Source organism: Moritella sp. (assembly GCF_033791185.1).
Taxonomy (GTDB): domain Bacteria; phylum Pseudomonadota; class Gammaproteobacteria; order Enterobacterales; family Moritellaceae; genus Moritella.
Genome location: NZ_JASJHF010000203.1, coordinates 1 through 12784 on the forward strand (window position 1 = coordinate 1; position 12784 = coordinate 12784).

The window sequence follows — 12784 nt, forward strand, 5'->3', positions numbered from 1 at the left end:
AGTTAACGATAACTGGCTGCTTTTTTATTAGCACGTAATAATCCGTAACAAAGTACGAAATTAACCTGACTCTTGTTACTCGGATGTTATACTCCATTACAATTTAGAGAATCGAAATTGGAATGGATTGAAACATTAATAATCGATTTAATATGAAAGATAGATTTTGTATAACGCGTGACAAAAGGAAGAGACAAATGTTCGACTTTAGAAGTGATACTGTCACACAACCAACAGCAGAAATGCGCAGCGCGATGGCAAACGCTGTTGTGGGCGATGACGTTTATGGCGATGATCCGACGGTAAATAAGCTGGAAGAGATGGCCGCTGAACGTTATGGATTTGATGCCGCTATCTTTTGTTCGTCAGGTACACAAGCTAACCTATTAGCCATTATGGCGCATTGCCAGCGTGGTGATGAATACATTTGTGGCCAAAATGCCCATAATTACCGTTGGGAAGGCGGTGGCGCTGCGGTACTTGGTAGTGTGCAACCACAGCCGATCGCTAACCAAGCTGATGGTACAATTTGCTTACAAGCGATTCGAGATAATATTAAGCCTGATGATGACCACCATGCTAAAACGAAATTGCTATCATTGGAAAATACCATCGGCGGTAAAGTATTACCGCTAGCATACTTGGCGCAAGCTCAAGCATTGGCTTTTGAGCATGGTTTACGTATTCATCTTGATGGCGCGCGGGTTTTTAATGCAGCGGTTAAGTTGAATGTTGATGCGAGTGAAATCACCCAATATTTTGATTCGGCATCAATTTGTTTATCAAAAGGGCTTGCAGCACCGGTCGGATCATTATTGCTTGGATCTGAGTCTTTGATTCGTAGTGCCCGACGCTGGCGTAAAATGCTGGGCGGCGGTATGCGTCAAGCTGGCATCTTAGCGGCGGCAGGTATCTTGGCGTTAGATGAGCAAGTAGATAAACTTGCGATTGATCATGACAATACCCAGTACTTAGCACAACAATTGATGACCTTACCTGAGTTCATTTTTGATTTAGACAGTGTACAAACCAATATGATCTTTACCCAGTACACAGGTAAAGATGGCAAAGCATTATCGACCTATTTACGTACCAAAGGCATTATCATTAGTGCCAGTTCTGCGATCCGCTTTGTGGTTCATCAGGATATTAACATCGACGCAATCGATTTATTAATTGCTGAAATTAAACATTTTCATTCAATGTAAAGTGCAGCCTTATTTTTTGTAAATAGGGCAGATAATTATAATAATAAAAGTAGTGTCGGAGCTAGCATGACAGATAAAACAACTGCAGTAGAAAATAACCAAAAATCGTCAGCAGATAAATCAAGGATCCCAACGGGCAGTTTGATTTTACGTACCTTAGCAATGCCAGCTGATACCAATGCCAATGGTGATATTTTTGGTGGCTGGATCATGTCACAAATGGATATCGCTGGCGGTATTTTAGCGAAAGAGATCGCGCAGGGCAGGGTTGCCACTATTTCAGTTGATGGCATGACATTCCATCAGCCTGTCACTGTGGGTGATGTCGTTTGTTGTTATGGTTCATGCTCACGTATTGGTAATTCATCGATGACTATCAAGTTAGAAATTTGGGTTAAACCAGTGATCAACGCTCCGAAATTTAACTTCCGCTATATTGTTACTGAAGCTACATTCACCTATGTTGCAATTGATGATGATGGTAAGTCACGTCGTATTGAGCGCTCGTGTGAAGTCTAAGTGACTTTGTAATCAATCTGTATGTAGGGTATGTTTCTGACATTGTAGCTAATAGTGAGGGACTGCAGAACGTATACAGTACGGGAAGTGTTATGACAACGGCATTCATATGATGAACACCGTTGTTAATTAAGGTTAATACTGAAAGTACTGCTTGCTTAGTTAGACCATAAAGCACGGTCTCATTATTTAATGTTTAAGAACACACTATGTGTTTTCAGCAATAATCTCTTTGTATTCTTTAGTATCGGTAAAGATTTCGTCTTTAAGCGGATTCAGTTTTTGTTTACGTACTTTGTAAATAAGGTAAACAACCAGCGTGATGTTAGCAAGTAATGAAAGTAAGCTGACCACGAAGAATGCTGTTGGATTTTGTGTTGTCGGTACTGGTGCAAGTACATCTGCAAACTGAGGCACGGTCATGATGAACATCGTCCATAGACCGAGTGTTGCCGCGCGATGTTGTAACCAAGCTCCTTTTTTAATAAAGAATGCAGGGATGGTACATGACGCGAGTAGTACTACACCTGCATAGAATGAATGATTGGCAATTGCATTGTAGGTATAAGCAAAGTTCCATATATCATAAGCGATGATCCAAGGCCAAATCATGTCAGGCCAGATCATATCTTTAGACTTATCTTTTGAAATGATGATACCAGCCCAACCAGTGATCGCGACGATATTCAATAGACCTGCGATACCGTTCATTATATTCCATGGACCTGACATTAACCAAAGGTTGTCAATAAACGCACCTTCAGCGCCAGTAGCAAATGTCGAGATTTGAAAATCACGCAAACATGCTTCAAATATATTTACGGCAAGAATGATCGCTGGTAATGCTAATGCCCATTTTTTTTGTCTTAGCTTTGGACTAAAGCGCAGAGCCATGAAGAATAATACACCTGTTAATGCCGAATAGGTTTTAACCCAGTTAAACCAGTTGCCAGTGCCGTATTCGTTACCAATTGCCGCTGTCGTTGGCCATACAAAAATAGTTAAGAATATCGGGAGAATTAAGAAAATTGAAAGTCCACCCCACTTGGTCGTTCGACCAAATTCGTTGAACGCCATCAACGTGAAAAGAACAAACAATGCAATCGCCCAGCCTTCTAGGTTTGGCATGTTATATAAGATACCCATATTCTATACTCCATTTATAATTAGTAATATTTTAGATTAATGAAATAGTTTTCTACGAAACTACTACTTAATGGTTACATGGTGTGCGTTGGAATATATAATTTCAATATCTTATGGTTTAATGTTGAGTATTTATTCTAATTTCGCGACACAACTCATAAAGTTGAGTAATAACTCTAAATTATAAGTGTTGAAAAATGAGTATTCGCTGAGATCTAAATGAAGACACATCATAAAGATATGTTCTGAACTAACTCGTCATTTAATATTGCGCTGTATTCTTTTCTCAATCCTATCTGTTACTGTCATTTCCCGCTAAGCATCTAACTTTTAGACGTTATATATTGTTTTTACGCTTATAAATTGTGATCAAACTATTAAAAAATAGAAATTAAACCAAATTAACTGGTCTGACCTTGCTTGGTTTTATCTGTTTTTGTTACTAACCTAAGAATGTTGCTGTTTTTTTTAAGAATAACCTTTCTAAAGTTGAATTCCCGACTAACCTTAATTTCTACTGAATTACATTTTACTAAAAATTTGTTTCTAGTTAGTTTTATAGTTGTTGCTAGGTATGTTTAATTTGTAAGCGCGTTTCATGTGGAGAGGCTCGCTTAGGGAGATAGAAAAATGGAATTATCTAACGAGTCGAATGCACTAGATGTATACATGTATCAAGTGAACCAAAGCAGTAAATTATTAACTAAAGAGGAAGAGTACGAAACCGCGTTAGCTTCGCATGAAGGTGACGTAAAAGCCCGACAACGTATGATCCAATCTAACCTACGTTTAGTGATTAATATTGCCAAACGTTACCAGCATACTTCACTACCGCTCGTCGATATTATCCAGGAAGGGAACACAGGGTTGATCCATGCCGTCGAAAAATTTGACGCTACCAAAGGTTTTCGTTTCTCTACCTATGCGGTGTGGTGGATAAAGAATAATATTGAACGTTTCATTATGAACCAATCTCGGACTATCCGCGTACCAATTCATATTGGTAAAGTATATAAACGTATTTTAAAAACCGCCCGTGAACAAGAATTAGACTTGCAATGTAATCAGGATGTGATGACATTGGCAGAATTACTGGAAATGCAGCACGGACAAGTTACCGAAGTGTTATCCTACTATTTCAATGAAGCAAGTTTAGATAAAACTATCGTCACGGATCGTGATTCGAGTACAGCCTTGGTCGACATGTTAGAAGACCATTCTATTTGTAAACCAAATGAGGAACTCGAAGACGCCGATACTTTATGCTATTTGGATGAAGTATTAGGGCATCTATCGGACCGTGATCGAAAAATCATTGAACTGAGATTCGGACTCGGCGAAGAAGACCCGCTGACACTGCATGTGATTGGTGAACGTTTATCTATGTCGAGAGAACGGATCCGCCAAATTATTAATTTAAGTTTACAGAAAATTCAGCCTGAGTTACTGCAAAATACAGTACAAAAACAAGATTATCTTAATTAAATAATCGCACCTTAGTGCTCGCTAATTTTCTGTATATGTAAAAAGGAATATATTGTCAGCTACTATCGTTATCTTTAGTTTTTTTCTTTAGATTATGATAGCTTAGCCGAGTATATTCCTTTGTCATTTTAGCTAGTTCAGTCGTTACGAATGGTAGCATACTGCACTCTTTCATATATATGAGATATCAATGAGCACAACAAATCGTCCTCTGTATTTACCCTATGCTGGCTCTGCACTATTAGAAACCCCTTTATTGAATAAAGGCAGTGCCTTTAGTGCTATCGAGCGTCACAGTTTTAATCTTACGGGATTAATCCCGCCTATGGTTGAATCTATTCAAGAACAATCTGAACGTGCTTATAAGCAATTTTCAGGTTTTGAGAGTGCGATGGATAAACACGTTTATTTACGTAATATCCAAGATACCAATGAAACATTATTTTATCGTCTAGTCGATGATCATCTTGAAGAGATGATGCCAATTATTTATACCCCGACTGTGGGGGCTGCATGTCAGCAGTTCTCTGATATCTACCGCCGTGCTCGTGGCTTATTTATCTCTTACCCTGAACGTGAAAACATCGATGATATTTTACATAATGTAAATAAGCAGAATGTAAAAGTGATCGTCGTCACTGATGGTGAGCGTATTCTTGGTTTAGGCGACCAAGGTATTGGTGGCATGGGTATTCCAATTGGTAAGCTGTCACTCTATACATCATGTGGTGGTATTAGTCCGGCAAACTGCTTACCTATTGTGCTTGATGTGGGGACGAACAATGAAAATCGCTTAAAAGATCCGATGTACATGGGTTGGCGTAAACCGCGTATCGATCAAGACAAGTATAATGAATTCGTAGATTTGTTTATTAATGCCGTAAAACGTCGTTGGCCAAATGTATTGCTACAGTTTGAAGATTTTGCTCAACAAAATGCAATGCCATTATTGAAACGTTATAAAGATGAAATTTGTTGTTTCAATGATGATATTCAAGGTACCGCAGCAGTAACGCTGGGTAGCTTGATGGCGGCATGTCGTGCTGCCAAAACCAAACTAAGTGAACAAAAAGTTACCTTCTTAGGTGCGGGTTCAGCCGGTTGTGGTATTGCTGAGCAAATTGTTGCGCAAATGAAATCTGAAGGTTTATCTGATAGCGATGCGCGCGCACGTGTATTTATGGTGGATCGTTTTGGTGTACTTACCGATAAGATGCCAAATTTACTCGATTTCCAACAAAAACTGGTACAGCATCAAGGACTACGTGATGAATGGAATATCGACAGTGATGTGATCTCATTGCTGGATGTGATGGAACATGCAAAACCATCTATTTTAATTGGTGTATCAGGTCAACCTGGTTTGTTTACTGAGCAAGTGATTAAGACGATGGCTGCAAATACCCAGCATCCGATTGTATTCCCGCTAAGTAACCCGACATCGCGTGTTGAAGCCACGCCACAAGATATCATCCGTTGGACTGAAGGCCGTGCACTTGTTGCGACAGGTAGCCCGTTCCCGCCGGTTAGCTATGGTGATGAGTTGATCACGATTGCACAATGTAATAATAGCTATATCTTCCCAGGTATTGGTTTAGGTGTACTGGCGGCAGAAGCAACACGTGTAACCAATGCAATGCTGATGGCAGCAAGTCGTGCATTAGCAGATTGCTCCCCGTTGGGTCGTGATGGACAAGGTCCATTATTACCATCATTAACGGATATCCATGAAGTCAGTAAAGAGATCGCTTTTTGGGTTGCAAAAACCGCTCAACTACAAGGTGTAGCATTGCAAACATCTGATGAAGTTATCCGTAATAATATTGAAAAGAACTTCTGGTTACCAGAATATCGTCAATATAAGCGTGTAGCTAACTATTTAATACCTATAAAGAAATAACGCCTACAGGCGTTCTATTCTGATGTTAAAAAAAACCAGCTATTTTAGCTGGTTTTTTTATTGTTGTTATCGGTTATATGTTGCAATAAATGGTGCTGAGTAACAATTTTGCAAAAAATACTTGTGTATTTGAGATATAATTCTGGCTTGATCAGCTATGTTTAGTAGAATGCGTGGCGTTTCTCTATAAAATCGAAATTAACCTTAGGAGTTGGCCAGATGACCACATCATTTTATTCGCAAATTCAATCTCAGCTAGAACAAACTAAAGCTGATGGCCTATATAAAAACGAGCGAGTGATTACTTCTGCCCAAAATGCCAACATTCAAGTGGCGGGCAATGAAGTTGTTAACTTCTGTGCGAATAACTATCTGGGTTTAGCTAACCACGCTGACCTAATTGCTGCGGCACAATCAGGTTTAGATAGCCATGGTTTTGGTATGGCGTCAGTACGCTTTATCTGTGGTACACAGGACAAACATAAAGAATTAGAAAGCAAGATTAGTCACTTTCTAGGCATGGAAGATACTATTTTGTATACCTCTTGTTTTGATGCAAACACTGGTTTGTTTGAAACAATATTAGGTGCAGAAGATGCCATTATTTCAGATGAACTAAACCACGCATCAATCATTGATGGTGTACGTTTATGCAAAGCAAAACGCTTTCGTTACAAAAACAACGACATGGCATCATTAGAAGAACAGCTGATTGCTGCAGATGCGGCTGGTGTACGTCACAAGTTAATCGCCACTGACGGCGTATTCTCAATGGATGGTGTGATCGCTAACCTCGAAGGCGTTTGTGACCTTGCAGACAAATATAATGCCATGGTCATGGTTGATGATTCTCACGCTGTGGGTTTTGTTGGCGAAGGTGGTCGTGGTACTCCTGAGCATTGCGGTGTAATGGATCGTGTTGATATCATCACTGGTACATTAGGTAAAGCACTGGGCGGCGCATCAGGCGGTTACACATCGGCTAAAAAAGAAGTGATTGATTGGTTACGTCAGCGTTCTCGTCCATATTTATTCTCAAATTCTGTCGCCCCTGCGATTGTTGCAGCATCAATTCGTGTTATCGAAATGATGGAAGACGGTCATGATTTACGTGCAAAAGTTAAATCAAATGCAGAATATTTCCGTCGTGAAATGAGTGCTGCGGGCTTTACGCTTGCTGGTGCTGATCATGCGATCGTACCAGTTATGATTGGTGATGCTGCACTTGCCGCCGAAATGTCTGAGCGTTTATTAGCAGAAGGCATCTACGTAATTGGTTTCTCTTTCCCTGTGGTTCCACACGGTAAAGCACGTATCCGTACGCAAATGTCAGCAGCGCACAGCATAGAACAAATTGATATTGCAATTGCCGCATTTACTCGTATCGGTAAAGATCTTGGCATCATCTAAATAAGTGGGTTTAAGAAAATGAAAGCACTAGCAAAATTAAAGCCTGAACAAGGTATTTGGATGACAGATGTGGAAAAGCCAACGCTTGGCCACAATGACCTGTTAATCAAGATCCGTAAAACTGCGATTTGTGGTACTGACATCCATATTTATAACTGGGATGAGTGGTCACAAAAAACCATTCCGGTACCTATGGTTGTTGGCCATGAGTATGTGGGGGAAGTGGTTGGTATCGGCCAAGAAGTGCGTGGTTTTACTTTAGGTGATCGCGTATCTGGTGAAGGTCACATTACGTGTGGTCACTGTCGTAACTGCCGTGCGGGTCGTACGCATTTATGTCGTAACACCACAGGTGTTGGTGTTAACCGCGAAGGTGCATTTGCTGAATACTTAGTTATTCCTGCATTTAACGCTTTCAAACTACCCGACGATATTTCTGACGATATGGCTGCTATCTTTGACCCATTTGGTAACGCGGTGCATACGGCATTATCATTTGATGTTGTGGGTGAAGATGTATTAATCACTGGTGCTGGGCCAATCGGCATCATGGCTGCAGCTGTATGTAAACATGTTGGTGCTCGTAATGTCGTGATCACCGATGTGAATGAATACCGCTTAGACCTAGCGCGTAAAATGGGTGTGACTCGTGCTGTAAACGTAGCAACAGAATCACTGAAAGATGTGATGGATGAGCTGAAAATGGCAGAAGGCTTCGATGTTGGTCTTGAAATGTCAGGCGTACCATCTGCATTTAGCGACATGCTAGACAAGATGAACCATGGCGGTAAAGTTGCTATGTTGGGAATTCCACCAAGTACGATGAGCATCGAGTGGGGCAATGTTATCTTTAAAGGTTTAGTTATTAAAGGTATTTATGGCCGTGAAATGTTTGAAACTTGGTACAAAATGGCGGCATTAATTCAGTCAGGTTTGGACTTAACGCCAATCATTACCCATCACTTCCCTATTGATCAATTCCAAGAAGGTTTTGATATCATGCGTTCAGGTATGTCTGGTAAAGTTATTCTCGATTGGGCATAACATAACGAAAATCGCATAAATTAACGTTGAAAGGGTAAGTTTGAGATAATCAGACTTATCCTTTTTTATTGTCTTTAATATGCTTATTTTTATAAAACAGTATTATATTTTTAAAAATAATGTTGCTAAGCTGTTACAATATAACAATATGTTTTTAATCGTAACGAGTAATTCCCATGATGATCGTGAATGACAATTATATCGTAGACTTCGATGGTGCAATTATCTTGAGTTTAAATTCTGGATTACGGACAAGCTTAGGCAGTAATGAAGTGTCGTTATTGCGTTATATGATCCAACACCAAGGGCAATTGTTACTTCGTCAAAGCTTGATGGAAGAAGTGTGGTTAAACAAGGGCATTATTGTTGAAGATAGTAGTTTGCTACATGCAATCTCAAACTGCCGAAAAGCACTTGAAGATAAAGACACACAAATTATTCAAACCCAACGTGGTAAAGGTTATATATTCCTCGGCAAGGTTAGCCCTTATGCAGTAAAACCTGTTGATAAAGAACCTGATTCGACACGTCCACATACTGCTGCAGAGACTAGTGTGGCAACCACAACAGCTCCGCGATTCGATAGCACTTCTGCTCGTTCATATTGGCTGTATATTGCGGTATATCTGCTGTTCACTGGGGCGTCTTTTATGGTATGGCGTTATTTTTCATCACCGTGGACATCGGCAGCACATTACTCTATTGAACAGTTTTCAACATGTGCCTTCATCGACCCGTCAACAGAGCAAGAAACAAGATTTCAGGATGTGACGATATACCATGCCAGCGGGCTATCGCTATTGATTGATGCACACGATGCGTCAATGAGTTATCAGGATGAATTAGAGGTGGACTGTGAATAAATTAGCCTTGTTAACCGTTACGTTAAGCGGATTATTAACGGGATATGTTATCAACCATTGGTCTACTCCCGAGATGAATGAACGGTTCAATTCAGATACTCGTATGTATATTAATACCCGTTTTGATAAATCGTATAGCATCGATATTAATGCGGGGTTAGAGCTCAAAGCAAATGGACTATTTGAATATTATGTCGTGATACCAAGGGATATAGGTTTTTCTGCGGTAGGGGATTACACACTTGATGATGGATTATTATCACTAAATATAGTCGACAGTGATCCGCTACTGGATGAATCCGATAATAAAGACCCATTGCAATTATATGAGAAATTCATTAGTCGTGCAGAGATGCACACTACCGAGAATATGTTAGCGTTTAGGCCCGTGAATGATGACAGGGCGCTGGTGGTATTTGCGGAGCGTGGAGCCTTTTATTTCAAACCACGTAAATAGTGAACAACATACTAATTAGCAAGGATGGGCATTTGTTGAAACTAGTTAGTATGTTGCTTAACGTCGGGGTTAATGATTAAAACGAGTGATTGTATTGCAGACCAAACAGCCAAGCACTCGACTCTACAACACCATTAATACTAGATTCTGTTCCCGGTATTGTCGTGAGACTTTCTTCTACTGCGGTATCTTCACCAAGTATGTAACTAAGACCTAAATCAATACTTTGTGATTGAGATAGCTTGTAGGTAGTACCGACTGATAGCCAATGACGGTTTGAATCGGGTATCGAAACTGATTCTAAGGTATCGGTTGGCGCATGGTCATACATATAACCAGCACGTAATTCCCAGTTTTCTGATGGATAATAGGTCGTGCCAACTGAAATATGTCCAGCATCAGCCCATGCATAATCTTTAATATTACTATCAAACTCACTTGAGGTTAATGAATCGAATTCAGACCATTGCACATATTGGATACTGTAATGAAAGGCCAGTGTCGGCATTACGCGATGATAACCAGACAGTTCAATCATATCGGGCAAGGGAATATTGATACTACCAGCACTGCCTTCACCTGTCATATCTACCTCACCACTTGCTTCTAAATCAGGACTGTAGCGATAACTTAAACCAATACGGTTATTCTCGTTAAACTCATAAGCCAAGCCAAGATTAAAGCCATAAGCCACGCCATCAGCTTCCACTTCAAGCAGGTTATCACGAGAAATTTGTCCTTCACCATAAATAACGTCGAGTCCGGCGCCTAAACTCAATTTATCAGTGAGTTGATAAGCCGCAGAAAGACCAATATTGATGCTGGTAAGTGATGTTTCACCACCAAATTCACTCGCGACATAATGATCAGGGAATTCGACACTGGTACCAAAGTTAGAATACATGGCTAGACCCAAGGTTAAATCAGAGTCAGCAAGCGGATGAACATAATAAAAATTTGGAATGAATGCTGCATTGGCAATATCGTCAACATTCGCATCAACGGTATCACCAAGCATCGGCGTATAAGAGGCGTCAGTAAGACTCACATCAGTGACAACGCCAATGGCACCGACAGATAATGACGGTTGATCAAATAACGCCATTGCCGCGCTATTTTTAGCCATAACAGAAGCATTGTCAGCAATAATGCCATCACCTGCAAATGCACGGCCTAAACCCGTTGCAGATTGGGCATTGAGTTGGAAACCCGCAGCGTAAGTTTGGCCACTCACGCAGGCTAATAAGATTATTGGGTAAGCTCGACGTAGATGTTTCATTGGACTTCCTCGATTTCAATATTGGTATGATCATCAATTTCTATTGCGCTACCATCACTAAAGATCATGCTGCGAACGGCAATTTGCTGCGTTTCTGTCGCAGTGCGTACTTTACCGAGATCGGATGTACCGGGGGCGCCACTTTCATCCATTGGACCTTCGTAGGCGAACAGGTAAGTTCCATGTCCGCCTGTGGTCGCGCGGATCACGCCTCGAATGGTGCCGTTATCGCTGTGACCACCGCTGGTATCATCTCTGATGTCGTCTAATGCCAATGCTGTGATGAGTGGGTCGGTACCGGTTAATACATTGATAGGACTATTATTAGGCACCACGTAATCGGGCATATATTCGCCGACTTCACAGGTTTCACCACAAGTGCCAACGGCTTCAATAAGTAAGGTCGGTTGTTGGTTCGCGACTTGACGACGAATAAAATTAGCAGGGTCTGCACTATCAACACTGGTTTGCACACCCTGTTTGAAACTTGGCATAATCAGTGCGTAGATATCGTTCTCAAGTTGGGTGACAACATCTGCGTTGTGCGTCGATTCAGCGCTAAACGCACGCAGAGCTAAAATACATTCCTCATTGGTACTGTTGCTATCACATTGATCTGGAATCACTGTTTCAGCGATACCGCGTTGAGTATCCGGTGATTTTTTTACCGACTCTGCTGTTTCAGGTCCGAGTAAATCAGAGGTTAAAACTAAATTAACAAGACCTTGACCCGGTACGGCGAAATTAACCGTTTTGTATGATAAATCCATGCTTCTTGGCTCATCTTCTGGCTCTTGCGACATTTCACTGACCATCACAGAAACAATGCCACCGAGTGAGTGGCCAATAAGATGGGTATCATCTTGATCAGCCCAAGGAGCGTCGATTAAAGCATTACGTAAACTCAGGTTGTCAGATACCGCTTGATTTAAGTTGCCTCGGAGGGTTAAAGGAGAGCTGATATTAATGAAGTCTCCTTTATTTATTTCAGCCCCAATTTCATTGCCCTCTCTGTCGAGCATAATGCGCTCGCCATGGTAAGGCATGTCAATGGCAACAACGATATAACCCTCATCGGTATAATCTTGAGCCATTAATGATGCCGTGCCTTTATTTGCGGTTACCCCGTGAATAAATTGCACCACAGGTAATGTAGCTCTGCCATTAATTGCCCAGTCTTTTGGTGTATAAACATCCGCAGTAATGGTTAATGGTGTCGACGCCGGTAGACTTTTATGGCGAGTTAAATGCCCATCGGGGTCATTCACTGGTCTCATCCAACGGTAAAGTTCAGGGCATGAAGCGATTGGATCAAATTCATCGACTAGGCAGCTATCTTTATCTTCTTTGGTGAAGGGTAAATAGAAAGGTAAGGTTAAATCTGCAGTATAAGTATCATAGGCTTTTCGCCCTCCAACCTGATTGTCTACCAGCGCCCCTAAGGAGGCCGTGGCATTATTTTCAATGATACTA

11 protein-coding genes are annotated in these 12784 nt (G+C 40.9%); 8 read left to right on the top strand and 3 right to left on the bottom strand.

Annotated features, from left to right (window positions below; translation table 11 throughout):
• The first annotated feature begins 197 nt into the window (after window positions 1–197).
• Both ltaE and yciA read left to right on the top strand, forming a co-directional pair.
• The gene (gene ltaE / locus QNK26_RS12180; RefSeq protein WP_319223259.1) at window positions 198–1208 is read left to right on the top strand and encodes a low-specificity L-threonine aldolase; all 1011 of its coding nucleotides are present in this window, start codon (window positions 198–200) and stop codon (window positions 1206–1208) included.
• A gap of 66 nt (window positions 1209–1274) precedes the next feature.
• Window positions 1275–1727 carry an acyl-CoA thioester hydrolase YciA gene (yciA, locus tag QNK26_RS12185; RefSeq protein WP_319223261.1) on the top strand — a complete coding sequence of 151 codons (453 nt, stop codon included), beginning with the start codon at window positions 1275–1277 and terminating at the stop codon, window positions 1725–1727.
• Window positions 1728–1934: 207 nt separating this feature from the next.
• On the opposite strand, the gene QNK26_RS12190 is transcribed toward yciA, so the two are convergent.
• A complete protein-coding gene (locus QNK26_RS12190; protein ID WP_319223263.1) occupies window positions 1935–2873 on the bottom strand; it encodes a DUF5692 family protein in 939 nt (312 codons plus the stop codon).
• Between the two features lie 630 nt (window positions 2874–3503).
• On the opposite strand from QNK26_RS12190, the gene QNK26_RS12195 reads away from it, so the two are divergent.
• The 6 genes from QNK26_RS12195 (at window position 3504) to QNK26_RS12220 (ending at window position 10032) form a co-directional block, all read left to right on the top strand.
• A complete protein-coding gene (locus tag QNK26_RS12195) occupies window positions 3504–4358 on the top strand; it encodes an RNA polymerase sigma factor RpoD/SigA (RefSeq protein ID WP_319223265.1) in 855 nt (284 codons plus the stop codon).
• A gap of 190 nt (window positions 4359–4548) precedes the next feature.
• Entirely contained in the window at window positions 4549–6258 is a 1710-nt protein-coding gene (locus QNK26_RS12200) for an NAD-dependent malic enzyme (protein ID WP_319223267.1), read from the top strand.
• 219 nt (window positions 6259–6477) lie between these two features.
• Entirely contained in the window at window positions 6478–7668 is a 1191-nt protein-coding gene (locus QNK26_RS12205; protein WP_319223269.1) for a glycine C-acetyltransferase, read from the top strand.
• Between the two features lie 18 nt (window positions 7669–7686).
• Window positions 7687–8712, top strand: coding sequence for an L-threonine 3-dehydrogenase (tdh, locus tag QNK26_RS12210; RefSeq protein WP_319223270.1), 1026 nt, complete (start codon window positions 7687–7689; stop codon window positions 8710–8712).
• A gap of 176 nt (window positions 8713–8888) precedes the next feature.
• Window positions 8889–9575: a winged helix-turn-helix domain-containing protein gene (locus tag QNK26_RS12215; protein WP_319223272.1), complete on the top strand. Its 687-nt coding sequence runs from the start codon at window positions 8889–8891 to the stop codon at window positions 9573–9575.
• Window positions 9568–10032, top strand: a complete 465-nt coding sequence (locus QNK26_RS12220; RefSeq protein WP_319223273.1) for a hypothetical protein — start codon at window positions 9568–9570, stop codon at window positions 10030–10032. The genes QNK26_RS12215 and QNK26_RS12220 overlap by 8 nt, the downstream gene beginning before the upstream one ends.
• Before the next feature lie 76 nt (window positions 10033–10108).
• On the opposite strand, the gene QNK26_RS12225 is transcribed toward QNK26_RS12220, so the two are convergent.
• Together QNK26_RS12225 and QNK26_RS12230 are read right to left on the bottom strand one after the other, a co-directional pair.
• Window positions 10109–11311: an outer membrane protein transport protein gene (locus QNK26_RS12225; RefSeq protein ID WP_319223275.1), complete on the bottom strand. Its 1203-nt coding sequence runs from the start codon at window positions 11309–11311 to the stop codon at window positions 10109–10111.
• A partial coding sequence (locus QNK26_RS12230; protein WP_319223276.1) for a hypothetical protein occupies window positions 11308–12784 on the bottom strand: 1477 nt, incomplete at its 5' end. The genes QNK26_RS12230 and QNK26_RS12225, both read right to left, overlap by 4 nt.

What these genes read in the sequence shown, in the direction of transcription:
- QNK26_RS12200 (WP_319223267.1), top strand. Translation starts at nt 4,549, where the DNA reads ATGAGCACAACAAATCGTCCTCTGTATTTACCCTATGCTGGCTCTGCA.
- yciA (WP_319223261.1), top strand. Translation starts at nt 1,275, where the DNA reads ATGACAGATAAAACAACTGCAGTAGAAAATAACCAAAAATCGTCAGCA.
- ltaE (WP_319223259.1), top strand. Translation starts at nt 198, where the DNA reads ATGTTCGACTTTAGAAGTGATACTGTCACACAACCAACAGCAGAAATG.
- QNK26_RS12205 (WP_319223269.1), top strand. Translation starts at nt 6,478, where the DNA reads ATGACCACATCATTTTATTCGCAAATTCAATCTCAGCTAGAACAAACT.
- tdh (WP_319223270.1), top strand. Translation starts at nt 7,687, where the DNA reads ATGAAAGCACTAGCAAAATTAAAGCCTGAACAAGGTATTTGGATGACA.
- QNK26_RS12190 (WP_319223263.1), bottom strand. Translation starts at nt 2,873, where the DNA reads ATGGGTATCTTATATAACATGCCAAACCTAGAAGGCTGGGCGATTGCA.
- QNK26_RS12215 (WP_319223272.1), top strand. Translation starts at nt 8,889, where the DNA reads ATGATGATCGTGAATGACAATTATATCGTAGACTTCGATGGTGCAATT.
- QNK26_RS12195 (WP_319223265.1), top strand. Translation starts at nt 3,504, where the DNA reads ATGGAATTATCTAACGAGTCGAATGCACTAGATGTATACATGTATCAA.
- QNK26_RS12225 (WP_319223275.1), bottom strand. Translation starts at nt 11,311, where the DNA reads ATGAAACATCTACGTCGAGCTTACCCAATAATCTTATTAGCCTGCGTG.